Source organism: Pantoea sp. BJ2 (assembly GCF_040255075.1).
GTDB lineage: Bacteria > Pseudomonadota > Gammaproteobacteria > Enterobacterales > Enterobacteriaceae > Pantoea > Pantoea leporis.
The window spans coordinates 2,013,954-2,038,255 of the sequence record NZ_CP158292.1 but is presented as its reverse complement, the minus strand read 5'-3'; the positions used below and the strand labels follow the sequence as shown (position 1 = coordinate 2,038,255).

At 55.9% G+C, this 24,302-nt stretch carries 22 protein-coding genes; 7 read left to right on the top strand and 15 right to left on the bottom strand.

What is annotated here, in order from left to right:
* Positions 1 to 37 precede the first annotated feature (37 nt).
* Positions 38 to 319, top strand: coding sequence for a VF530 family protein (locus AAF463_RS09405; RefSeq protein ID WP_110866150.1), 282 nt, complete (start codon positions 38 to 40; stop codon positions 317 to 319).
* A gap of 279 nt (positions 320 to 598) precedes the next feature.
* Positions 599 to 2,029 (top strand): cytosine permease, encoded by a 1,431-nt coding sequence (locus tag AAF463_RS09400; RefSeq protein ID WP_350261938.1) that lies wholly within the window; start codon positions 599 to 601, stop codon positions 2,027 to 2,029.
* A 156-nt stretch (positions 2,030 to 2,185) separates the two neighbouring features.
* On the opposite strand, the gene AAF463_RS09395 is transcribed toward AAF463_RS09400, so the two are convergent.
* From AAF463_RS09395 to AAF463_RS09385, 3 genes are read right to left on the bottom strand one after another with little or no spacing between them, the layout of a single operon-like run.
* On the bottom strand, positions 2,186 to 3,304 hold the full coding sequence (locus AAF463_RS09395) for a beta-propeller fold lactonase family protein (RefSeq protein ID WP_192233847.1): 1,119 nt from the start codon (positions 3,302 to 3,304) through the stop codon (positions 2,186 to 2,188).
* A gap of 9 nt (positions 3,305 to 3,313) precedes the next feature.
* Complete coding sequence (locus AAF463_RS09390) at positions 3,314 to 4,657, bottom strand: enolase C-terminal domain-like protein (protein ID WP_350261937.1); 1,344 nt, start codon at positions 4,655 to 4,657, stop codon at positions 3,314 to 3,316.
* Positions 4,635 to 5,987 (bottom strand): MFS transporter, encoded by a 1,353-nt coding sequence (locus AAF463_RS09385; RefSeq protein WP_110866146.1) that lies wholly within the window; start codon positions 5,985 to 5,987, stop codon positions 4,635 to 4,637. The genes AAF463_RS09390 and AAF463_RS09385 overlap by 23 nt, the downstream gene beginning before the upstream one ends.
* 307 nt (positions 5,988 to 6,294) lie before the next feature.
* Here AAF463_RS09385 and AAF463_RS09380 point away from each other — a divergent pair, with 307 nt between their 5' ends.
* Both AAF463_RS09380 and AAF463_RS09375 read left to right on the top strand, forming a co-directional pair.
* Complete coding sequence (locus AAF463_RS09380; RefSeq protein WP_101764403.1) at positions 6,295 to 7,323, top strand: NADP-dependent oxidoreductase; 1,029 nt, start codon at positions 6,295 to 6,297, stop codon at positions 7,321 to 7,323.
* Positions 7,324 to 7,432: 109 nt separating this feature from the next.
* A complete protein-coding gene (locus tag AAF463_RS09375; protein WP_350261935.1) occupies positions 7,433 to 8,686 on the top strand; it encodes an SfnB family sulfur acquisition oxidoreductase in 1,254 nt (417 codons plus the stop codon).
* Here AAF463_RS09375 and AAF463_RS09370 read toward each other — a convergent pair.
* The 5 genes from AAF463_RS09370 to AAF463_RS09350 are packed head-to-tail and all read right to left on the bottom strand — an operon-like array spanning position 8,683 to position 14,542.
* Positions 8,683 to 10,050: an LLM class flavin-dependent oxidoreductase gene (locus AAF463_RS09370; protein WP_350261934.1), complete on the bottom strand. Its 1,368-nt coding sequence runs from the start codon at positions 10,048 to 10,050 to the stop codon at positions 8,683 to 8,685. The two genes, AAF463_RS09375 and AAF463_RS09370, sit on opposite strands and share 4 nt — an antisense overlap.
* A gap of 12 nt (positions 10,051 to 10,062) precedes the next feature.
* Complete coding sequence (locus tag AAF463_RS09365; RefSeq protein WP_271459791.1) at positions 10,063 to 11,049, bottom strand: ABC transporter permease; 987 nt, start codon at positions 11,047 to 11,049, stop codon at positions 10,063 to 10,065.
* Positions 11,042 to 12,055, bottom strand: coding sequence for an ABC transporter permease (locus tag AAF463_RS09360; RefSeq protein ID WP_350261932.1), 1,014 nt, complete (start codon positions 12,053 to 12,055; stop codon positions 11,042 to 11,044). Before AAF463_RS09360 ends, AAF463_RS09365 begins: the two co-directional genes overlap by 8 nt.
* Entirely contained in the window at positions 12,052 to 13,575 is a 1,524-nt protein-coding gene (locus tag AAF463_RS09355; RefSeq protein WP_350261931.1) for a sugar ABC transporter ATP-binding protein, read from the bottom strand. The genes AAF463_RS09360 and AAF463_RS09355 overlap by 4 nt, the downstream gene beginning before the upstream one ends.
* Positions 13,565 to 14,542: a sugar ABC transporter substrate-binding protein gene (locus tag AAF463_RS09350; protein WP_350261930.1), complete on the bottom strand. Its 978-nt coding sequence runs from the start codon at positions 14,540 to 14,542 to the stop codon at positions 13,565 to 13,567. Before AAF463_RS09350 ends, AAF463_RS09355 begins: the two co-directional genes overlap by 11 nt.
* A gap of 294 nt (positions 14,543 to 14,836) precedes the next feature.
* Between AAF463_RS09350 and AAF463_RS09345 the strand changes: the two genes are divergently transcribed.
* Complete coding sequence (locus AAF463_RS09345) at positions 14,837 to 15,601, top strand: hypothetical protein (RefSeq protein WP_110866144.1); 765 nt, start codon at positions 14,837 to 14,839, stop codon at positions 15,599 to 15,601.
* Between the two features lie 141 nt (positions 15,602 to 15,742).
* Positions 15,743 to 16,483: a nitroreductase family protein gene (locus AAF463_RS09340; protein WP_101764410.1), complete on the top strand. Its 741-nt coding sequence runs from the start codon at positions 15,743 to 15,745 to the stop codon at positions 16,481 to 16,483.
* Between the two features lie 37 nt (positions 16,484 to 16,520).
* On the opposite strand, the gene rluF is transcribed toward AAF463_RS09340, so the two are convergent.
* The gene (gene rluF, locus AAF463_RS09335; protein ID WP_101764411.1) at positions 16,521 to 17,402 is read right to left on the bottom strand and encodes a 23S rRNA pseudouridine(2604) synthase RluF; all 882 of its coding nucleotides are present in this window, start codon (positions 17,400 to 17,402) and stop codon (positions 16,521 to 16,523) included.
* 179 nt (positions 17,403 to 17,581) lie between these two features.
* On the opposite strand from rluF, the gene AAF463_RS09330 reads away from it, so the two are divergent.
* Positions 17,582 to 18,319 carry an HPP family protein gene (locus tag AAF463_RS09330; protein WP_350261929.1) on the top strand — a complete coding sequence of 246 codons (738 nt, stop codon included), beginning with the start codon at positions 17,582 to 17,584 and terminating at the stop codon, positions 18,317 to 18,319.
* Here the strand turns inward: AAF463_RS09330 and AAF463_RS09325 are convergent.
* The 6 genes from AAF463_RS09325 to AAF463_RS09300 all read right to left on the bottom strand — a co-directional run bounded on the left by AAF463_RS09325 (position 18,289) and on the right by AAF463_RS09300 (position 24,166).
* Positions 18,289 to 19,230 (bottom strand): metallophosphoesterase, encoded by a 942-nt coding sequence (locus tag AAF463_RS09325; protein WP_350261928.1) that lies wholly within the window; start codon positions 19,228 to 19,230, stop codon positions 18,289 to 18,291. The two genes, AAF463_RS09330 and AAF463_RS09325, sit on opposite strands and share 31 nt — an antisense overlap.
* A gap of 12 nt (positions 19,231 to 19,242) precedes the next feature.
* Positions 19,243 to 20,061, bottom strand: coding sequence for a carbohydrate ABC transporter permease (locus AAF463_RS09320; protein ID WP_110866140.1), 819 nt, complete (start codon positions 20,059 to 20,061; stop codon positions 19,243 to 19,245).
* A complete protein-coding gene (locus AAF463_RS09315; RefSeq protein ID WP_350261927.1) occupies positions 20,058 to 20,972 on the bottom strand; it encodes a sugar ABC transporter permease in 915 nt (304 codons plus the stop codon). Before AAF463_RS09315 ends, AAF463_RS09320 begins: the two co-directional genes overlap by 4 nt.
* Positions 20,972 to 22,246, bottom strand: coding sequence for an ABC transporter substrate-binding protein (locus AAF463_RS09310; protein WP_336767550.1), 1,275 nt, complete (start codon positions 22,244 to 22,246; stop codon positions 20,972 to 20,974). Before AAF463_RS09310 ends, AAF463_RS09315 begins: the two co-directional genes overlap by 1 nt.
* Positions 22,247 to 22,273: 27 nt before the next feature.
* On the bottom strand, positions 22,274 to 23,374 hold the full coding sequence (locus AAF463_RS09305; protein ID WP_350261926.1) for an ABC transporter ATP-binding protein: 1,101 nt from the start codon (positions 23,372 to 23,374) through the stop codon (positions 22,274 to 22,276).
* A gap of 129 nt (positions 23,375 to 23,503) precedes the next feature.
* Positions 23,504 to 24,166 (bottom strand): GntR family transcriptional regulator, encoded by a 663-nt coding sequence (locus tag AAF463_RS09300; protein WP_101764418.1) that lies wholly within the window; start codon positions 24,164 to 24,166, stop codon positions 23,504 to 23,506.
* Positions 24,167 to 24,302: the final 136 nt, after the last annotated feature.

The window sequence follows — 24,302 nt, the reverse complement described above, 5'->3', positions numbered from 1 at the left end:
CTTGTAACCTTTGCCGTCAACATTTTAAGGATTTCCTATGAACGATCATCGCTCCAAAGATCCCTTGCACGGCGTCACGCTTGAGATGCAAATTAATGCGCTGGTCGCCCATTATGGCTGGGCCGAACTGGGTAAGCTCATTAATATCAACTGCTTCAAAAGCGATCCAAGCGTTAAATCGAGCCTGAAGTTTTTACGCCGCACACCCTGGGCACGCGCTGAGGTTGAAGCACTGTATCTGGATTCACTGGATGATTTTGCTGCGGATAAGGCAGATGATTCCGCGCCAAATCCCTGGACTATGGGCAAAGATCAGTAATTTCTGGCGACAAAACCGGCAGCGCTACGTGAATTCTCGGCAACTTCCACCCTGCTCTTTTTGCAGAATTCACGTAGCGACGTCATATCAACTCCTCCTTTCTCTCCATTTCATAGCTTCCCAACCTTGCCCGCGTCATCACATTTTCCAATGACCGATCGTATTGTAAGTTTCCATGCTGCATGACAATATCGCTACATGTATATACATGTACCACCAAGAGAAACCACATCATACTAACAATAATTTCCCATCTTTAGCCGTTTTAGCGAGGAAACTATGTCAGCCGAATCACCTGCAGCAGATTACGCCGGCGCAGAGAAACAGCGCCTGTCAGAAACGCGATCCATTGATTACATTCCTCCGAGCGAACGCCACGGACATCCATTCAGCCAGTTCACCTTGTGGTTTGGTGGCAATTTGCAGATCACCGCCATCGTAACCGGCGCGCTGGCCGTGGTGTTGGGCGGCGATGTGGTGTGGTCGATCATCGGCTTGCTGGTTGGGCAAGTTGTGGGCGCGGCGATCATGTCACTGCATGCCATTCAGGGACCGCGTCTCGGATTGCCGCAAATGATTACCAGCCGCATGCAGTTTGGCGTATACGGTGCGGTGATTCCGTTGGTGTTGGTGTGCATCATGTATGTCGGATTCTCTGCCAGCGGCACGGTGTTGGCCGGACAGGCGCTCGCCAAACTGATTAATACCAGCAATGCGTCAGGCATGATCCTGTTCAGTGCGATTATCGTCGTCATCGCGGTGCTGGGATATCGCGTGATTCACAAGCTCGGTAAAGTAGCCAGCGTGATTGGCGTGCTTGCCTTTGTTTACCTGTTTATCACGCTGCTCTCAACCCATGATCTGTCCGCGGTGTGGCAGAACCAGCATTTCACGGTCGCTAACTTCCTGCTTGCGGTTTCGTTGTCGTCGTCATGGCAGATTGCATTTTGCCCGTATGTTTCTGACTATTCGCGCTATTTACCGGCTAACGTCTCAGCCAAAAAACTTTTCAGCTGCGTTTTCTTCGGCACGGTTTTAGGAACGCAGGCTTCAATGACGTTGGGTGTAATTGTCGCGGCGATTGCCGGAAAGGCTTTCTCTGGCAACGAGGTTGGCTATATTGTCAGTTTAGGCAGCAGCGCTACGATGGCGATGGTGATCTATTTTGCGATCTGCTTCGGCAAAATCACTTTCACCACGCTGAATGCTTACGGCAGCTTTATGTCACTCACCACCATCGTTTCTGGCTTCCGTCAGAAAACCGCATTAAGTCGTGGCGGCCGCATTCTGTTTGTGGTGTTGATGGTGACGGTTTCTTGTGTGATTGCGCTGATTAGCGAACCCGCTTTCCTGAAATCATTCACCCATTTCCTGCTGTTTTTACTGGCCTTTTTTGTGCCGTGGAGCGCAATCAGCCTGACCGATTTCTACCTGATCACCAAAGGTAAAGTCGATGTACCGGCACTCTCCCAGCCCAACGGACGTTACGGTCGCTGGAACTGGGCGGGCATAATTGTCTACTTCTGCGGCGTGCTGGTACAGTTGCCGTTCATTGATAATCCACTGCATCACGGTTCGTTAACCTGGATTTTTGCCGGTAATGATGTGTCGTGGATTATTGGCTGGATTGTCACCGCACTGTTGTGGTTAGCCGCAAGAAAGGTCGATCGTCGAGGGACATTGTCGCACTCTGCTTACCCCAATCAGTGACATTGTCACGCATGTCATATTAATGAATCGCGCTCACAAGTGCTTGCAACTTTGAGCGCATTATCATTCAGCCAGCCCACCGCTACACTTTAACCAATGAGAAATATAAGCAACTGTAAGGCGCACCTGGTCGCCATTAATGGCAATCCTTAGGGATTATTTGTAACTCACCACCGTCACCCAATTGGCATCACCGCCAGCCGGTGCTTCGCCAACGCGCTTCAGCGCCCCGCTTTCTTGATCAATGGCATAGCTGCCGGTCACCGCACTCTTTTCGCCGCTGGCAATCAACCAACGTCCGTCAGCGGTGATCGCGATGCCGCGCGGCTGTTTCTCAACTTGCCAGCTATCAATCAGCGTCAGTTTGCCGTCTGCTTTGTTAATCCGGTATCCGCTGATGGTGCTGCTGGTCCGCTCGCTGACATAGAGAAAACGGCCATCCGGCGTCAGACGAATATCGGCCGCCCAGATGCGCGGCGTGGTGTCGCTGTAGCCCGGCGGTCGCTCTTTGCCGTGTTGCAGCTGATATTTTTCCGCTACCGCATTTGGCGTCTCCGCCACTTTCACCAGCTCACCGCTGGCTTCACGACGAAACTGCGTAATGATGCCGCCCATCTCGCCGATGTTGTAGAGATAGCGATTATCCGGCGACAACACCGAATGGCGCGGTCCGTTTTCTGTCGCCGTTTTAACATAGCCGTTGCCTAACCCCGAAAGCTCTCCCTCGGCGCTCAGTTTCAATTGCAGCACGCGATCGGTGCCGAGATTGCCGACATAAGCCTGCTCGCCGCTCGCATCAACAATCACCGAGTGCGCGGCATGTCCGGTTTTGTAACTCCCGACCGGCGGCGCAATCAGCTTGCCGTCGCTATTGAGTCGATAAACGTGCACCACATCGCCATCATAGGAAGCGCCCAGCAGAAAACGACCCTGCGGATCCGTGCTGATGTAGGGATAACTGGCCGCAGCGGATACGCTATTCAACGGGCTGAGATCGCCCGTTTTGCTGTCGATGTTCCAGCTCACCAGTTGCAGCGGTTTACTGCGAATCGCGGCGTACAGATGTTTATGATCGGCGCTCAACGCCATCGGCATCACTTTGCCGCCGACCTGAGTGCGTCCTAATAGTTGCAATGCACCGGTTTGCTCATTCAGCGCGTAGCGCGCGATGGTGCCATCATCGGCTTCTGAAACGTAGACAAAAGTCTGCGCCAGCAACGGCGCGCTGGCGGCCAACGATGCTAAAAGCGTCGCCGCGCGTAATAGGTTCTTCATGCTGCTTCCTTAGCGTACCAATGACGGACGTTTGGCGTCATAGCGCCAGTTATCGATCAAAAACTGCATCCCCAGCGCATCGTTGCGATTTTTATCCGGCAGCGCGTTATATAGCGCATGCGCCTGTTCGATGCGATCCATATCCAGCTCGATGCCCAATCCCGGCCCCGGCGGTAACTCCAGATAACCATCGCGGATCTGCGGCGGTTGCTGCGTGAGCTGCTGACCGTCCTGCCAAATCCAGTGCGTGTCAAAGGCGGTTTGACGATCGCCCGGAGCGGCTGCACCAAGGTGCGCCACCATCGCCAGCGAAATATCAAAATGGTTATTGGAGTGGCAGCCGGTTGTCAGCCCCCATTCGTTGCATAGCTGCGCCACCACGTTGGCGTTACGCATCGTCCAGAAGTGCGGATCGGCGAGCGGAATATCAATGGCATTCAGTTGCAGCGCATGATGCAGCTGGCGCCAGTCGTTGGCGATCATATTAGTCGCGACCGGCACACCGGTGGCGCGGCGAAACTCGGCCAGCGTTTCCCGACCGGAATAGCCTTGTTCAGCGCCACAAGGATCTTCCAGATACGGCACCTTTCCCGCCAGCTGTTTGCCAAAGCGAATCGCCTCATCCAGCGACCAGCTGGCGTTAGGATCGACGGTGACGCGTGCTTCAGGGAAGCGCGACAGTAGCGCTTCCACCGTTGCCACTTCCACTTCGCCTGCCTGCACGCCGCCTTTGAGCTTGAAGTCGCGGAAGCCATATTGCTCAACTGCCGCTTCGGCCAGTCGCACCACGGCATCGCTGTCCATCGCCGCTTCATGACGCAGACGGAACCAGCCTTCTTGCTCATGCTCCCCTGATCGATAGTGCATATTGGTGCGCTTGCGATCGGCGATGTAGAACAAATAGCCCAGCACCGGAATGCGATCGCGCTGTTTACCGCTGGCAAGCAGATCCGCCACCGGCAGGTTAAACAGCTTGCCTTGCAGGTCCAGCAGCGCCGCTTCAATGGCGGCGGCGGCGTTATAAAACTTCTCCGGATTCATCTGCGGGATATGAATGTCGTTGGTGTGAGAGGTTTGTTGCTGACGTGCCTCGCTGCTGAACAGCTGGCTGAGTGTCGCGTTGAGACGCAGCAGCGAACTGCCTTCTATCAGCGGGCGAAACTGTTCCAGCAGCTGCAAGGTGGATGCATGACACGGCGTTTCGCCAACGCCGGTATGTCCGGCGGAATCGGTCAATATCACGATGATGCGCGTGAAGTAGCAGTTATGGGCGCCGCCAATGTTCAATAACATGCTGTCGTAGCCGGCAACCGGCACGATGCGCATCGATTTAATGACTGGACTGTCTGACATGGTTTCTCTCCGTGTGACCGAAAGCGGGTGGAACAGGTTTGCGACGCAGCAGCAAATAGAGTCCGGTAACCACAGACACGCTGGTTAGCGCGTAAAGTCCGCCGGTGGTGCTGCCGGTGTGCATTTCGAGGTAGCCGAATACCGTGGGCGCAAAGAAGCCGCCGAGGTTGCCAATCGAGTTGATTAGCGCAATGCCGGGCGCGGCAATCGAGGCGGGTAATTCACTTTGCGGCATCGGCCAGAAGAACGCCGCGCTCACTTTGGATCCGATGCAGGCCACAATCATCGCCACAAAGCCAAACCATGGTGTTCCCAGCGTGGCCATAAAGGTGCCGCACGCGGCGATCAGCATGGCGATGCCGAGCCCTTTGTCCAGTTTATCGCGATAGCGGTCGGTAGCTTTGCCGAGCAGAAACAGCGCGACGATAGCGAACAGCCACGGCACGGCGGTCAGCAATCCGGTTTCAAAGCTGTTGAAGCCCTGAATACGCTGAATGATTTGCGGCAGCCAGAACACTAACGTGTAGCCGGTCATGGTCATGGTGAAGAAGATCAGGCAGTAAGACAAAAGGCTGCGATCGCTGATCAAGCCCCAGCGGCCGTGTTTCACCGCGTGCTCTTCGCGCGCATCATCTTCCAGCGCTAACTGCTGCGCCAGCGCCTGTTTCTCGGCATCGCTCAACCATTTCGCGCCTTGCGGTTTGGATACCAGCACAAAGGCGGCCAGCAAGCCGATCACCATCGATCCGCCGCCTTCCACAAACATCACCCATTTCCAGCCCGCGATGCCGCCAACATCATGCATCATCAGAATGGCACCGGTGAGCGGACCGGAGAACAGAAAAGCGCTGGCGGTAGCGCTTAACACCATCGCGGTGGCGCGTCCGCGCCACGCATTCGGCACCCATTGACGAAAATAGAACAGCACGCCAGGGAAGAAGCCGGCTTCCGCCACGCCGAGCAGGAAACGCAGCAGATAGAAATGCAGCGGCGTACTCACAAAACCGGTAAGCACCACCACCATGCCCCACGTAATCATGATGCGCGTCAGCCACACGCGTGCGCCGAGTTTCTTCAGCATCATGTTGCTCGGCACTTCAAACAGCGCATAACCGATAAAGAACAGCCCCGCGCCTAAGCCGAAGGCGGCCGCACTAATGCCTGCATCCGTTTGCAGTTCGGCTTTTACGAAGCCAATGTTAGCCCGGTCAATCTGGTTCACAATTAACATCAGCGCCAGCATCGGAATGATGCGGCGGAAGAACTTGCCGATAGCCGAGGCGATATGCGCGTCATGATCGGGCGATAATACGTATTGTTGTTGTGTCATGCGTCACCTGTAGGGAGAAAAGCATCGCTATAGGTATACGCAGCAGAGTGTGGCCAGGTGTATGTGGCATTGCCCGAGACCGCTTAGGCAAATGCCCTATGATTGTTAAAATTCATGGTGTTATATTAATTCGCGTCGAAAAGTTTACGCTTGGTTTGTGCGCTGGCTCACTGGTATTTTACCAGGTGCGCATTAATGCGCACCCTACAGATGTTTCGTAAGGTCGCCATTAATGGCGACCTTACCCTCAAACTTGCCTTTTCCTCGTCTACACTTGCCTCACGTGGAAACGCTAATAGAGGTAAAAATGTCGCAATCTACTCAACGTAATCAAGCTTGGCTATTAGCTTCACGCCCGCATGGCGAACCGGTAAAAGAGAATTTCCGCCTGGTGGAGCAGCCCATTCCTGACGTGAAGGACGGCCAAATCCTGCTGCGCACGCTCTATTTGTCGCTTGACCCCTATATGCGCGGGCGCATGGATGACAGCAAATCTTATGCTGCACCTGCTGAACTCGACCAACCGATGGTTGGCGGCACGGTGAGCGAAGTGGTGGAATCTAAACACGCGGATTTCCAGCAAGGGGATGTGGTCCTCGCGCAAAGCGGCTGGCAAAGCTATGCGGTTTCGGACGGAAACGGCGTGGCGAAATTGGGCGATCTGCCCCATCCTTCCTGGGCGCTGGGCATTCTCGGTATGCCGGGCTTTACGGCCTATATGGGCTTGATGGATATCGGCCAGCCAAAACAGGGTGAAACCCTGGTGGTCGCGGCGGCTACCGGCCCGGTCGGTGCAACGGTGGGTCAGCTTGGGAAACTCCAAGGCTGCCATGTCGTCGGCGTTGCGGGGGGTGAAGAGAAGTGTCGTTATGCGATTGAGAAGCTCGGTTTCTCCGCCTGTATCGATCACCATCGTGACGACTTTGCGGAACAACTGGCGGCTGCCTGCCCAGACGGCATTGATATCTACTTCGAAAACGTTGGCGGCAAAGTGTTTGATGCCGTATTCCCGTTGCTGAACACCGCGGCGCGCGTGCCGGTGTGTGGCCTGGTTTCTGGTTACAGCAGCCGCGAATTACCGCCGGGACCGGATCGCACCCCGCAAATCATGGGCGGCATTCTTAAACGTCGTATTCGCATGCAGGGCTTTATCATCTTCCAGGATTACGGCGATCGTTATCCTGAATTCCTCAAAGCGATGACGCCGCTGGTGGAGCAGCAAAAAATCCACTACCGCGAGCACATGATCGACGGGCTGGAAAATGCCCCGCAGGCGTTTTTCGATATGCTGAAAGGCAAAAACTTCGGTAAAACCGTGGTGAAAGTCGCGCAGTAAACCGTTGTGTTAACGCTATTTTTCACTTTGCATAGCCGCAATTGAGATATGGCGCGCGCTGAGCGCATGAGAAGATATTTTCCCTACATCGTCATTATCGGGAGTTCTCATGTCGCTCAGCCAAACCCACATCCTGAAGGTCAATTCCCAACAGCCTGAAGCACCCGTTCCCTTACCTGCTGAACCGGCGCATATCATTCGTGATGATGCCGAAGCCATTGAGATTGCTCAACGTCTGGCCACAGAGTTTGCGCGTGACGCCGCACTGCGCGACCGCGAAGGCATCTTGCCGCTCAACGAATTGGATGCGTTCTCACAAAGTGGCTTGTGGGCGATGGCGATCCCTAAAATCTATGGCGGCGCGGGCGTATCCTGGGTGACGGTGGCGAAAGTCATCGCCATCATTTCGGCGGCAGATTCCGCGCTCGGTCAGCTACCGCAGAACCATTTAGCCGGCGTGGCGCATCTGGTGGCGGATGGCAGCGAGGCGCAGAAACAAGAACTGCTGGGCGAAGTGCTGGTTGGCTTGCGCTGGGGCAACGCTTTCTCCGAGAAGAATTCGCGCACCGTCGCCGATTTCCAGACGCGTTTTCAGCGTGAAGGTGATGACGTGGTGATCAACGGCGAGAAATTCTACGCCACCGGCGCACTGCTGGCGCATCGAATTCACGCAGTGGCGCTCGACGATCAGGATCGCGCGCATCTGATTGTGCTGGATCGCAACACGCCGGGCGTGACCATCATTAACAATTGGTCGAGCTTTGGTCAGCGCACCACGGCATCGGGCACCGTGCTGCTGGAGAACGTGCGCGCCCCGCTATCCCGCGTGATCCCGGCTTATCAGGCGTTTGAGCGCCCGACTGCCGCCGGTCCGATTTCGCAGATTATTCAGGCGGCGGTGGATGTGGGCATTGCTCGCGGCACTGTTGAAGACACGCTGCATTTTGTGCGCGAGCGGTCACGTCCGTGGATTGATAGCGGCCAGGAGCGCGCATCCGATGATCACTTTACGCTGGCGGCAGTCGGGGATTTGAAAATTCGCCTGCACGCCGCTGAAGCCTTACTGTGGCGCGCTGGCGAAGCGATTGATCTGGCGCTGCGGCAACCCGATGAAAGCACGGTGGCTGCGGCAACGGTCGCTACCGCTGAAGCCAAAGTGTTAACTACCGAAATCGCTATTCTGGCAGGTAACAAGCTGTTCGAACTGGCGGGTACACGCTCAACGCTGCAGGAGTTCAACCTCGATCGCCACTGGCGCAATGCGCGCACCCACACCTTGCACGATCCGGTGCGCTGGAAGTATTACCACGTCGGCAATTATTACCTAAATGGCACCCCGCCGCCGCGCCATGCATGGAATTAACGGTGGCGAAAACGTGCCGCTGGATGGTCAGCCGTGAGTCGCGGCTGACCAAACAACCGTTCGCGCAACGTCACGGCTTGCGCGGGCGTTTCACGGATAAGCCCTCGGCTACGCAGCACCGGCATCACATGCTGGATAAAATCCTCAAAGCTGCCGGGACTAATCGCCCACGCCAGATTGAAGCCATCAACACCTGACTCCGCGGCAAACTGTTCCAGCTGATCGGCGATACTCTCCGGACCGCCGATCAGCAGCGGATGCAATCCGCCAATGCCGATGTAGCGCGCCGCATCACGCAGCGTCCAGCGTTTTTGATCGTCAATGCGCGTCAGGCTGGCTAAGGCTGAGCGACAGGCATCGGTTTCACGAAACGCTAGCGGCGTATCCAAATCCTCCTGTGAACAGTCGATACCGGTCCACGCAGAGAACAGCGCCAGCGCGGCCTCTTCGCTGATGTACTGCTGATAATCGCGATATTTAGCCTGCGCGGCTTCATCACTCTCTGCGGTGATCACCGTGATAGCCGTGACGAAACGCAGCGAAGCCGCATTGCGCCCTTCTGCTGCGGCTAACTGGCGAATACGTTGGATATCCGCAGCAATGGCCTGCGGCGTAACGCCGCCGAGAAAAATTACTTCCGCGTTGCGTGCAGCGAATTGCGCCCCGCGACTGGAGGTTCCCGCCTGAAACAGCACCGGCGTGCGCTGCGGACTGGGCTCGCTTAGGTGCGCATCCGGTACCTGATACCAGCGCCCGGCATGTTTGATAGCGTGCACTTTGGCCGGATCGCTATACACGCTGTTTTGCTTATCGCGCCGCACCGCGTCCTCTTCCCACGATCCTTCCCACAACTTGCCGGTGATATCGAGAAACTCCTGCGCGCGATCGTAGCGTTCATCGTGCGGAATTTGCTGCGTCAGCCCCAGATTACGTGCCGCTGAATCCAGCATTGACGTCACCACATTCCAGGCGATGCGCCCGTTGCTCAGGTGATCAAGCGTGGTGAATTTGCGCGCAAGCAGATACGGCTGTTCGTAGGTGGTAGAAACGGTGATGCCAAAGCCCAGATGTTGCGTCACCGCTGCCATTGCAGAAACCAGCAATAGTGGATCGTTAACCGGCATTTGTGTCGCCAGACGCAACGCCGCGTCCGGCTTGTTTTGCCACACGTCCAACTGACCCAGCGCATCGGCGATGAACAGCGCATCAAACCCGGCGCGATCCAGCTGTTGGGCAATATCGGTCCAGTAACGCAATTCGGTATAGCGATGAGCCTGATCCTGCGGATGCCGCCACAATCCTGCGGAGATGTGGCCCGGCACATTCATCATAAAACCAAACAGTAAAAACGGTGCCCGGCTCATCTTTGACCTCTCTCAGCTGTGATGACGCGCGCGCAGAGCCCCGACGGCCAGCACAATGAAAATTAATCCGCCGGTGGCGACCTGTTGCCAGTAAAAATTCCAGCCGACCAGCAGCAAGCCGTTGGCGATAAAGCTCAGCAGCACCACGCCAAGCAGCGTGCCTAACACATTGGGCCGACGTGATGGCGCGAAGGTGGCGCCAATAAAACTGGCACCAATCGCATTCAGCAGATAGGCATTGCCCGACAGCGGCACCCAGGCTTTGACGTTGGCCGCCAGAATCAAACCGACGATACCGGCAATCAACGCCGCGAGAATAAACGCCAGCGCAGTGAGTCGTTTCACTGGCACGCCCGAATGCTGCGCAACGCTGTACTGCTCGCCCATTACCCGCAATGAACGGCCGGTGGCGCTGCGATGCAGCAACTGATAGAGCGCCAGCGCTACCAGGAACAATAGCCACAACGGCAGCGGAATGCCGAGCAGCGCGCCGTGACCTATCGCCGAAAAACCATCGGGCAGTTTCTGGCTCAGCAGATAAACCGGTTGTCCGCCATTTGACGACAGCTGCTGCACGCTTTGTCCGATAAACAGCGTGCCAAGCGTGGCGAGAAACGGCTCCACGCCTAACTGTGTCACCAAAAAGGCGTTAAACACGCCAACCAGCAGCGCGGCAATTAATGCCGCGAACAGCGCCACTGGCAAACTGACCTGATGCAGCACCAGTGTCACCAAAACCAGACAGGCAATATCGATCGCCGTGCCCACCGAGAGATCAATCGCGCCAATGCGTGTCACCAACGTCATCGCCAGGGCGACGATCGCCAGCGGCGCGACGTTATTGAGCAACACACTGCGAATATTGGAGACAGTGGCAAAAGCGGGCACCGCGATAATAAAGAACACGAGCAGCGCTACAAAGGTCAGCACGATGATGGCGCGCAGCCAGCCGGTCTGGCGCGGGCGTGGCGCGACAGGTGATAACAAAGAGTCAGACACCTTGCGTTCTCCTTGACTGGCGACGACGTAACAGCGCGGTTAACGCCACCACTAATAGGATCAACACGCCTTCGACGCCGTTTATCCAGTAACTTGAGACATTGATCAGCTGAAAGCCGTTGGCAATCAGGCTGAGAAATAGCGCGCTAATCAGTGCGCCGCCAAGTGTCGGCACCAGACGACGGGAAAACACCACGCCCAATAGCGCCGCCGCGATCACCATCAACAGATTGTCGTTGGCGCCAGGCGAACTGCCGCTTAGTAGCGACACCGACGCAATTGCCGCGATAGCCGCGCTGACGCCACACAACACGTAGCTCAAACCCTGATAGCGTTTAACGCCGATGCCCGCCGCATTCGCCGCCTGCGGATGGCTGCCCACCGCCTGCAAGCGCAGGCCAAAGGACGTCAGGCGGCTCAAGGCGATCATGCCAAACGCCAGCAGCAGAAACGACCAGCCCAGCCACGACACCGCTAAAGGGCCGTTGCTTAACAACAGATTTTGCAGATCGCTGCTGGCCGACACCGAGGCGTTGCTGGTCAGCACCATTTCCAGGCCGATAGCGATATTCATGCTGGTGAGCGTTGCCAGCAGCGGCAAAATCCCCAGCCAGACAATCGCCAGCGCGTTAAACAAACCCACAGCCGCACCGGTTAACAGCGTCAGCAGCAAGGCAATCGCGATGGGCTGACCGGCGTTGAGCTGGCTGGCAAACACCGCCGCACTTAGGCCAAGGTTGGCGGCAATCGACAGATCAATGCCGCCGGTAATACCCTGCAAGCCGCCGCCGCTTAAAACCAGTGTTAAGCCAAGCGCCAGCGTGCCAACCACCGCAGTCTGCTGCAGCACGTTGCCAAGATTCATCACCGTAAGAAAAATCGGCGACAACCAGGCAAAGACGGCTAAAACCAGCACAATAATCAGCAGCGAAACGTGTTGCAGCCACTGCTGACCACGCACGCTGCGCGGTGCTACAAGCGGTGCAGATTGGGTAACATCACTCATGAAGCACGCTCCGTTAACGCGCCGGTGCCCGAAGCCCAGGAGAGAATTTCCTGATGGCTGGTGTGCTGTGCCTCCAGCGTGGCGACATGTTCGCCGCGCGCCAACACCATAATGCGATCGGCCAGCGTTTGCAGTTCGAGTAAATCGGTGGAGAACACCAGAATCAGGGCGCCGTCATCAGCCAACTGCTGCAATGTGTGATAAATCGCCGCCTTAGCCGCAATATCAACGCCCACCGTGGGCTCATCCAGCAAATACAGACGCGCACCGGTGTTTAACCATTTGGCCAGCACCGCTTTCTGTTGGTTGCCGCCCGAAAGCTGACGCAGCGCCGCCAGCTGCCCCGGCGTGCGGATATCCAGTTGCTGAATGTTCTTCGCCACCAACTCGCTCTCCGCCTGACGCGAAACGCCGCCCCAGCGCAGCAAGCGCTGCACCGTGGTTAAGGTGACATTGTCACGCAATGACAAATTTAACGCGACGCCGTTGGCGCGGCGATCCTCCGGTACAAAGGCGATACCGCGCTTCACTGCGGCATGTGGAGAAGCCGGCACGCCGCTCACTTCGCCCAGCGTAACCTTGCCGCTAACGCCGTTTTCCAGCCCGAACAGCGCGCGAATCAGCGCTTTACCGCCGGAACCTAACAAGCCGGTGATGCCGATGATCTCGCCTTGTCGGCCGGTGAACGACACACTGTGAAAACTGCCGGGCGCGCTGAGCGCAGTAACCTGCAGTACTTGCGCACCGGCGCGGCGCGACTGACGCGGTGCCAGTTCATGACGCGCGTCGCCTACCATCGCCGCGATCAGTGCCGCCGGTGATAGTTGATCTGCGTTGAACTGCGCCACGTCTTTGCCGTCACGCAGCACCGTGACGCGTTGACACAGTTCCTGAATTTCATCGAGATAGTGCGAAACATAAAGCAGCGCGATGCCCTGCTGGCGCATGCGTTCAATTACCCGGAACAGAGCATGCACTTCATGGCGCGCCAGCGCGGCGGTCGGTTCATCCAGCACCACCACGCGCGGCGCGTTTTGCAGCACGCGACAGATTTGCACCAGTTGCTGCTCCGCCACGCTCAGCGTGGCGATCAACGCATCAGGATCGAGTTGCAAACCAAAGTGCTGCTGCAGCTGCTGCTCTGCCTGCTGGCGCATACGACGTCGCAGGATAAACGGCGTACCGGCTAAGCGCGGTTCGTTGCCAAGCCACAGCGCTTCCGCCACCGTTAGCGAGCCGGGCAACAATCGCTCCTGATGCACGATGGCGATGCCCTGGCGTTGCGCCTGCGCGGGCGTAGTGAGCGTAAGCGGCTGGCCATCCAGCTCGATGCTGCCGCGATCGGCGGCGTGAATGCCGCCTAACACTTTGATCAGCGTCGATTTACCCGCACCGTTATGGCCAATCAAGCCGTGTACTTCACCGGCATGCACGCTGAGCGACACCGATTGCAGCGCAGGCACGCCATCAAAAGCTTTGCTGATGGCGTGCAGTTGCAACAGCGGCGCGTTATTTACCATCCGTTTGACCCAGGGTTTTCTGCGCTTCGGCAGCGTTCTCTTTAGTCACCAGAATCGACGGCACATAGGTTGCGGGCGGCAACGAACGATCGCCAGCGAGGTATTTCGCTACGTTCTGCACCGCCGTTTGGCCAATCACATACGGCTGCTGCGCCACCACCGCTGCCGCGCTGGATTTGGGATCTTTAACCAGCGACACCACATCCGGACTGCCATCCACCGCGTACGTTTTGATTTCGTTGCGTCCGGCAGCGTCTACCGCCTGCGTGGCACCGATTTGCGGCACATCCCACGCCGCCCAAATCGCCTGCACTGAACCTTTCGGATATTTATTCAGTAATTGACTGATTTGCGCATACGCATCCTGCACGGTATTCGGGATGACATCGCGCAATTCAGGTTGGATAATTTTAATTTTCGGATACCACTTCAGCACGGCTTTTAACTGGTCGTAGCGCATTGCTACTACCGGCACGCCATAGAAACCGTTAAATACCAAAATATTGCCTTCGCCGCGCAGGTCGTTTACCAGTTTTAATGCTAACTGTTCGCCAATATAAAAATTATCCGATGTGGTGACGTTAATACTGGATGGGCTGGCGGTATCAACGGTAAATAAAGGAATGCCCGCTTCGCGGATTTTTTTCAGCCAGGGTTCCAGCACCGACGCTGTGCCGAGTGTTTCAATGATGGCATCCGGTTTTTGCGCAATAAGCGTCTGAATCTGCGCAATTTGCTGCGACTCTTTACGCCCGCCATCCAGCGCAATCGGCGTTCCGCCAAGGCGCTTCACCTCATCGATTTGTCCCTGATAAGCTTTCAAATCCCAGTAGTGATCGGTACCCGCGACGGTAATGCCAATGCGTTTACCCGCCAGCGACGGAATCAGTTGATCCTCGGCGTGCGCCATTCCTGATAATAGTGATAGAGAAGCCAATAACAGACCTGCCAGGCGGTGCTTTTTCATTCTTAATATCCCTGGAAACAATAAAATAATGTTGTGTGACGCCTGTTATCTGGCGTGTGAAATAAAAATTATCACAGCCATTTTTTATCCATAATGCTATTTTCTCCTTAGGCTAGCTGGCGATTGGTAATAGCCAATACGCACTAGTTCGGTGCGTTTTTTCCCGCTGCGCTTTGTCGGTTTTTTATGCACAGTTACGTAAAGATACTGGTAATCCATACAGATAAGGTTCAGGATGGTCACTCATCCTGGATTAGCACCCACGGCCATTCACCCTCTATCTGAGGGCTCGTAATGAACTTTTATTCAACTGAAACCGTTTGCGCCATTACCGGTGCCAACCGCGCCAATTTACGTCGCTGGTTGCGCGGTGGATTAATTTCTGAGAATCACGTCAATAAGGATTGGAGCCGACATCAGGTTGATGAAGTGCTCGCCATGATGGCATTGACCTCGGGTGGCGCCACGCTGTGGCAAATCTATCAAGGCCGACACTGCGGGCTCGATTACTCTTCGTCTGGTTGGGTGGCACGCCGCGGCGATCTGTTACGGCAGCTGGAGTTAGGCTCTGATCGAGAACTGGCGCGTACTGTGCGCAATCTGGCGGGCGATTACAGCAGCGACGATTTCGTCAATGTGCTGATGAAACCGCTCAACCGCTGGCTGCGTGATGATACGCGTCGCGGGGCATCACGCAGGTTAACGCGCTTTCATGAAGCGATCGTTCATCACAGCGACTGTGTAAAACGCGCTTCAGCCCGTCAGCAGCAGATGCCACTGTTACTGGAAGTGGTCAGCACCGGCGATGAAACGGAAGTGTGGCTGGAAGCCATTCGCCTTACCGGACAAGGGTTCTGCGTCGAGGTAGATCAAACCTCACAACCGATGCTGTACAGTTCAGAAAGCCGCCACGATCATCACCTGTTGTGGTGCGGTGCCGGGATCAGCCATGAACGCATGACCCAGTTCCAGCGCGGATTACGTTCCGGTAAACCGGTGATGCTGAGCGGACCCGATCGCAGCGTTCATCCGGCTGTCGCTGAAGCCAGAGTCGCTTAGCCGGTGCTTTATGCACCGGTCTCATCGCTTATCCCATTCCGCACTTTGCTTATTCAAAAGAAGTAGTTAGCCACGGCAACAACGGTTAAGTCACATCACTCTCTCTTCTGCTACGCTCTCGCCTCCCAATCAGGAGGATCCATGAGTTCATTAATCGATATTTTCACCAGTCATAAAAGCGATCGCAGTTTTACCGACCTTCCCGTTGCGGATGCGGTGCTGGATCGCATCATTTCGGCCGCCTATCGCGCGCCAACCTCGGTGAACTCGCAGCAGGTCTCTTTGGTGGTGACGCGCGATGCTGAAAGACGCGCACAAATCTCCCAGATTGCTGGCGGTCAGCCGTGGATTGCCAAAGCGCCGGTGTTTATTACCTTGGTGCTGGATATGCATAAATCGCGTCTGGCGATGAACGCTATCGACCGCGAGCAGATCGCGCAGCAGAGCATCGAAAGCATTGTGTCGGGCTCAACCGATGTGGGTATTGCGTTGGGTTCTATCATGGCGGCAGCGCGTGCAGAAGGTTTGGGCATTGTGCCGATTGGCGGTATTCGTCGCGATGCGCAGGCGTTAATCCGCTTACTGGATTTGCCGGAATATACTTTCCCGGTGGCGGGCGTGGTGATTGGCCATGTCGATCAGCCTGCGCATCAGAAGCCGCGTCTGCCGCTGGCCACCTTCCGTCATGAAGAGCGCTATCAACGTGATGGACTGGAGCAACACATCGCTGCCTACAATCAGGAGATGGTGCAGCACTGGAAAAATACCGGACGTGAGGATGGCGAGAGCTGGAGTGAAAGCGTTAGCGGTTATTATCACAAGATTTACTTCCCGCACGTGCTGGACGCGCTGAAGAAGCAAGGGTTTGGCAACGACAAGTGACGGTTTTTCCCCGCGCGCTGTGCGCGGGGAAAGAAAATTAACGCCCTTTCTTCTTACGACCTGGCTGGGCGAAACGCTGGCGATTAGCCGGTTTTGCCCCCGCTTTCTCACCCGGTTTAGCGCCAACCGTCGCGGGCTTTTTCGCCGCGCTGGCGGGTTTCTTTTTCGCCTGCGTCTTCTGCGTTTTTTGATCTTCGGATGATGAGTCTTCAATCAGTTTGAACAGATCGATCAGCTCGTCATCGGTCAAATCGCGCCACTCGCCGAGCGGAATCCCTTTCAGGCTGACGTTCATGATGCGCGTACGTTCAAGCTTGGTCACTTCAAAGCCGAAGTGCTTGGTCATTCGACGAATCTGACGATTCAGCCCCTGAACCAGAATGATGCGGAAGACAAAGGTCGACTCTTTTTTAACTTTGCACTTTTTGGTGACGGTGCCGAGCATCGGTACGCCCGCGCCCATTCCGGCAATAAATTCATCGGTGATCGGTTTATCAACGGTGACCACATACTCTTTTTCGTGGTTATTACCGGCACGCAGGATTTTATTCACCAGATCGCCGTGGTTGGTGAGGAAAATCAGTCCCTGCGAATCTTTATCAAGGCGACCAATCGGGAACACGCGCTTGCTGTGATTAACGAAATCACCAATGTTGTCACGCTCACCCTCTTCCATGGTGGTGATGATGCCCACCGGTTTGTTCAGCGCAATCAGCACTAAATCTTCTTCGTCACGCGGCTCAATCAGCTGCCCGTTCACTTTGACTTCATCCCCTGCAAACACCTGCGCACCGACGGCAGCGCGTTTACCGTTAATGAAAACGTTGCCTTGCTCGATGTAACGATCGGCATCGCGGCGTGAGCAGATTCCGCTCTCGCTGATGTATTTGTTCAGGCGTGTGGATGAGTTAGGCAGCATGGTTCCTCCGAAAAAAAACGGACTATACAGCAACCTTAGGCGTTGGTTAAGCCTCGCGACAATCATCAGCATTTCTCTTACCACGATATAACAGCACACTAACAATGTGGTTGTTGTCAGCGGATCGATCAGCGACAATTCGCACCCATCGTTTTTTCTTATGACAGAGTGATTTCGTAATGACAAATCAGCCATCGGTGACGTGGATAACCTCCGTGCGCACCTTTCTGGCCCGCCTTTGGCCTCATCCGTTACCGGGAGGCAGAAAGCAGATGGTCATCGCCAGCATTGGCGCGGGATTGGGTTTAATGATGACCAGCCTGACCAGCCACTGGCTGCTGGGTGGAGTGAATCTGTGGTTTGTCGCGCCGATGGGCGCTTCAGCGGTATTACTGTTTGGTCTGCCGAACAGTCCGCTGGCGCAGCCGTGGTCAATTGTCGGCGGCAATTTGGTGGCGGGCGTTGTTGGCGTCACCACCGCGCTGTGGGTTCCCCATCCCGCGCTGGCGTGTGGTATCGCGGCCTGTGTGACGATCGCGTTGATGTTTCAACTGCGCTGTTTGCATCCACCGAGCGGCGCGGTGGCGCTGACCGCAATTTTGGGCGGTAACGGCGTCCAGCAGCTGGGTTACCACTTTATTCTGACGCCGGTGCTGTTGAACTCGGTTTGCCTCGCGCTGCTGGCGTTGCTGTTTAACAATCTCGCCGGACGTCGTTATCCGCATCCGCTGGCGGCAACGGAAACCAAAGCGCCGCCTGTGGTGATCGACGTAGCGATTACGCGTGAAGACCTGCATCAGGCGCTGGAAAGCGGTGAAGTGCTGGATATCGATGAGGATGATTTGCAGCAGTTGCTGCAACGCGCCGAAGAGATTGCGACTCTTCGTCAGCGCGGGCAGATGCCGGCATCATCATGAGTGGTCGCCATAAATGGCGACTCGACACCATATTCTTTCACGATAACTTCATCGCCCTCAATTTCAACCACCGCAAACGGCACCTCTTCTGCCCCATCCAGCATCCCTTTGAGCGTATAGAAGCCTGTTTGACCGATGCGCGCAAAGCCGCCGCGATGATCGTGTCCAGAGAAACAGCATAGTATGTTGTAACTAGAAAGCAGCTCTGCCAGCGTGCTGCCGTTGAGTAAGTTGTGGCTGTTATGCGGCGCCAGCGGATAATGCCCAAACACCACCACTTTCTCCTCTTGCTGGCGGGCTTGCTGCAACTGCTGCTCAATCCACGCCAGTTGCTGCGTTCCTACCGCACCGTTCCAGGGTTTCGCCTGCGGCTGCTGGCGCGCGGTGAGGTCCACCAGCATCGCCTCCGCCTGCTTGCGATCGTCACCGTTCTGCGTGTTGCAATAGAGGCTGATGTCGTTGCCGTCATAAACAATAAAACGCCAGCCCTGCAGCCCAAAGGCGTAATAGCTTTTGGGTAGCGCAGCGGCTTCGTTGAGATGCTGCGCGATGGTCTGCGCATCGTGATTACCCAGCACCACCGCATGTGGATGTTCGAGGCGATCGTAAATCGGCAATATCGCCGCGTAGCTGTTCCAGTCGCGATCGACTAAATCCCCCAGCGTAACGACAAAATCCAGCGGCTGCTGATTCAACACCGCAATCGCCTGCGGCAGCTTATGCAGCGCGTGACGATAGTAGAGATTTTTCGCCATATCGGCGTCGATGTCGGCATATTGCGGATCGGCAATCAAACCAAAACGCAGCGTGCTGCTCAGCGGCGCGGAACGCACATCGGGCAAGGCATAGAGCTCGGCGACATCGCCCAGCAGTTCACGCTGCAGTTCAGTCAGCGGATGCGGATAAGACACGAAAATCACTCCTTAGCGAATACCAGCACGCATAAACGATTGAATAAACTGACGCTGGAAGATCAGGAACAGCACTAACAGCGGCAACGTCGTCATTAACGTAGCAGCGCCAATCAACGCCCATTGCACGCCCTGCTCCGGCGCCGAGAACAGTTGCAGGCCCACGGTGAGCGGCCGCACGTTGACGGAATCGGTGATCACCAGCGGCCAGAGGAAATCATTCCAGTGGAAGCTGATCGACACCAGCGCAAACGCCACATAAATCGGCTTCGCCAGCGGAATATAAATCTTGCGCAGAATGTAAAAGCGGCTGGCACCTTCCACAATCGCCGCCTCTTCCAATACCAGCGGAATACTTTTAAAGGTCTGGCGCAGCAGAAAGATGGCGAAGGCCGAGGAGAAATACGGCAGCGCGATACCGGTTAGCGTATCGCGGAAACCCAGCGCGCCGATGGTTTTGTAGTTATTCAGAATCAGCACGTCGGGGCTGATCATCAGCTGCAGCAGAATCAGCGCGAAGATCGCGCCGGAGAATTTCAGGCGGAAGCGCACTAATGCGTAAGCGGCCATGGTCGCCAGAATCAGCTGCACCACCACAATCATCAGCACCAGCAAGCTGGTATTGAGGAAGTAGCGACCAAAGGGCGCGGCGTGCCAGGCATTAACGAAGTTCTGCAAGGTCAGCGGCGAAAAAAGCGAAAAGCTCGCCTGATCGGATGCCGGATGAATCGCCACCCAGATCGCCACCAGAATCGGTAAAAACCACAGCAACGCGGCAAGCCCAATGCCCATATTCAGACACAGGCGACCAAACGTGATTGTCGGCTTCATTGGTAATGGGCTCGCTTGTCCAGCAGGTTGAATTTAAGCAGTGCAATCGTGGCGAGGATCACTAGCAGTACCACCGTCATTGCCGCTGCGGCGGGCATATCCCAGAAGCTGAAGGCAGTGCGATAGATGTAGAACAGCAGCAGGCTACTGCTGTTATTCGGCCCGCCGTTGGTCATCGCGATCACCTGATCGACGATGCGAAACGCATTCATCGAGGCATTGATCAGCACAAACAGCGTGGTGGGCATCAGCAGCGGCCACTGCACGCGGCGGAAGAAATAGCGGCGTGACGCCCCTTCTATCTGCGCGGCTTCGCTCAGGCGCGGATCGATCTGCTGCAAAGCGGCGAGATAAAAGATCATAAAGAAGCCCGCTTCGCGCCATACCGATACCGCCATCAAACAGTACAAGGCGCTACCCGGTTCGCCGAGCCAGTTCATCGCTGGCAGCGAAAACAGCGCCAGCAGCTTATTCAGCAAACCCAGCTGCGGCGTGTAGAAGAACAGCCACAGATTGGCGATGGCGATCATCGGCAGCAGCGAAGGAATAAAGAACGCAGTGCGCACCAGCGCATTGGCACGCATGTGACGATTGACCGCCAGCGCCATCAGCAGCGCCAGCGTGACCGCCAGCGGAATGGTGATCAACGCATACAGCAGGTTATTCCACAGCGACTGAATGAAGATGTCGTCATCCAGCAGCGCAAGATAGTTATCCAGCCCAACAAAATGGGCTGGACGACCGTTACGTGCTGCGCTGAACAGGCTTTCCCATACGGTCGCAACCGCCGGATAGTGCGTAAACAGCAGTAAAAAACTCAGTGCCGGTAAAATCAGCAGGTAGCCATACAGCTGCATCGACCATAACCGGGGACGACGAACCGGCGCGACGGTGAGAATCGTGCTCGTCATTATTGATAAGACTTCAGCAGACGATCGGCTTGCTTCTGCGCGTCTTCCAGCGCTTCGGCTGGCGTTTTCGCCTGCGTCACCGCCGCTTCTACCGCGTGATTGAGCGCATCCTGAATCTGCACGCTGTTGTAAGTCGAGAGTTCTGGCTGCGCATACTTCAGCTGTTCACGCGCCACCAATGCCTGAGGAACCTCTTTAACGTAATCCTTCATCACCGTGGTATCCCATGCCGCCGGAGAGGTCGCTACATAACCGGTGGCGATGCTCCAGCGCGCCGCCTGCTCGGGGGAGGTTACCCAACGGATAAACTCCATCGCCGCTTTCTGCTGTTCTGGCGAGGCATTTTTAAAGACATACAGGTTGCCGCCGCCGGTTGGGCTGCCGCGCTGGGTTTTCTCCGGCAGCATCGCCACACCGAACGGGAATTTCGCGTTATCACGCACGTTGGTCAGGTTGCCGGTGGTGGTCACCATCATGGCAGTTTTGCCGCTGATGAAGTCCTGCGGCGTGGTGCCCCACGCAATGGCACCCTTTGGCGACACGTCCTCTTTCTGGCCGAGATCGGTCAACCACTGCAGCGTTTCCACGTTGCCCGGCGTATTGAAGTGCACCGCTGTGCCTTTGCCGTTATCCAGGCGACCACCGTTGGTGGCGGACAAGCCCTGGAAGTTCCAGTAGCCGTTTGGTGTGGACGGAATCTCGATGCCCCATTGGCTGACGCCGTTGGCATCTTTGATCGTGAGTTTCTTACTGAACTCGACCACCTGCTGCCAGTTGGCCGGTGGCGTATCGGCATTCAAACCGGCTTTCTCAAACGCCTGTTTGTTCCAGTACATCACCACGGTTGAACGCTGGAACGGTACGCCCCACACTTTGCCGTCAATGTGACGCAGAAACGCCGGGTAGAAACCGTCGATCCATTTTTTGCCTTCCTCGCCCTGCGCTAAATCGCTGGCCGCCACAATCGCACCGGCATCAATCAGTGAATACGCTTCGATATCGCCGATCACCGCCAGCTGCGGTGCGTTGCCACCCCGAAAGGCGGTCAGCGCTTTGGTCACGGTGGTGGCGTAGTCACCGGTATACACCGGCTGAATACTCACGTCCGGATGCACTTTCTGGAAATCCGCCACCAGCGAATCCACGGTGTGGCTCACTTTGCCGCCCACCGCAATCGGGTAATACATTTGCAGCTTGACCGGTTCAGCCGCAAAAGCTGAGGTGGTGACGGCGAGAACTAATGCAGAAAGACGTGAATAACGAATCGCAGACATGATTTTCCCTTGAGCAAATGACAACGGTTAAACGGCGTATTTTTTCTGTGAAGCAAACATCTGTTGTTCGGCTGGCACGCAGCGCTTACCGCTCTCGCGATGAAACAGATATTGCCGCGCGGCGGACCACTGCAATCCCACTTCACTGCCATCGGTGAAGCGCTGCATGCCCGGCACTTTAATGGTCAGCGGTTCGCTGATGCCAGCAAGCAGGCACACCAGCAAGGTATCAGCGCCCATATATTCAGAACTGATCACCCGCGCGGTCAGCGCCGCCTGTTCTGCAGCGATCGGCTGGATATCTTCGGCACGCAATCCAAGGCTCAGCGGCGCGTCGCGGTATTCCACTACCGGCGCGGTGAGATGCAGCAGATAGTGATGCGCGCCATTGCGCTGCAGCGGCAGGATGTTCATCGGCGGTGCGCCAATGAACTGTGCGGCAAACACGCTGGCGGGATTGTTGTAGAGATCGTCTGGCGTGCCGTGCTGTTCAATGTGGCCATCGTTGAGCAGGATAATGCTGTCGGCCATGCTCATCGCTTCAGTCTGATCGTGCGTGACGTACAGCATGGTCAAACCGAGTTTTTTCTGCAGCGCGCGGATTTCACGGCGCATGCTTTGCCGCAGCCTGGCGTCGAGGTTCGACAGCGGCTCATCCATTAAACACAGCGTGTTATTGGCGATCACCGCACGGCCCAGCGCCACGCGCTGCTGTTGTCCGCCGGAGAGCTGTGATGGCAAACGATCCAGCAGCTTATCCAGCTCCATTAGCTTGCTGACATTATCCAGGCGGGCAGCAAACGACTGTTTCTCCTCGCCGCGCGCTTTCAAACCAAACAGCAGGTTTTCACGCACGTTGAGGTGGGGAAACAGCGCGTAAGATTGAAACACCATCGATAGCTTGCGTTGCGACGGCGGCAGATGGGTGATATCGACATGATTAAAGTGGATCGCCCCGCGATCGGCTGTTTCCAGCCCGGCGATGGTACGCAGCAGCGTCGATTTACCGCAGCCCGACGGACCGAGCAGCGCGACAAACGCGCCTTCTGCCGCGTCGAAGCTGATGTCGTCCAGGGCGATTTTCTCGCCCCAGGCTTTAGTGATGTGGTGAAGCGAAAGGTGGCTCATGCATCCGCAATCCAGAAATCAGAATGGCGGTAAGCTAGCGGAAGGAAATGAAGGTTTTATGTCATTGCGGTGACCGCGCGGTTAAAGGCCACCGAAGGGTCATCATTAATGACGACCTTCAAACATGAATCACTGATTAAAATAATGTTGATGCAAAATCGCAGCCCCATCATCAATCGCTTTCATCAATATCTTTTCACTGGTGACCGCATCGCCGGCCTGTAACGCTTCCAGCAGGTGATCATAGTTATGATGCCCATTCACCACCTCGGCCGGCTGCGGATAGAGATAGTTAAAGCACGGACCGATCTGCACCCAAAGCTGTTCGATCAGCGCCTCCAGCGTTGGCATTTGCGCATAGCCATAGAGCGTAAAACGGAACGCGCGATTGGCTTCTAACGCCGCCTCGGCATCACCGCTTTGTTTGGCTTGCATAAAGCGCGCGCAGAGTTTTTTCAGCTCGGAAATCTGTTTTTTTCCCAAAAATGGCGTCGCCGCCCTCACCGCTAAACCTTCAAGCTGCTTACGAATCAGCGTAATCTCATCAAAGCGCTGGCGCGTCATTTCCGGAACCAGAAACGCCGCAGCTGGCGTGGCGTCTAATGCTCCGGCAGAAACCAGTCGCAACAAGGCTTCACGCACCGGCGTGATGCTGGTACCCAATTGAGCCGCCAAATCGCGCGTCACCAGCCGTGCGCCAGGTTTTAACTTGCCAACAATCAGCGCGCTGCGCAGTGACGATTCGACCTGCGCGGTCAAACTCATGCGCTGCGCTTTATCCATTTCGATCATACGTTGAGGGCCTTCTACTGAATTTCGCAAATGGTAAGTTATTTTTAATGTTTTATTGCCAACTTGCCAGATTATAGGATATATCATGTATTACAAATAAGCACAGTCTTGATTCTGGCAGTATCCACTCTTTTCA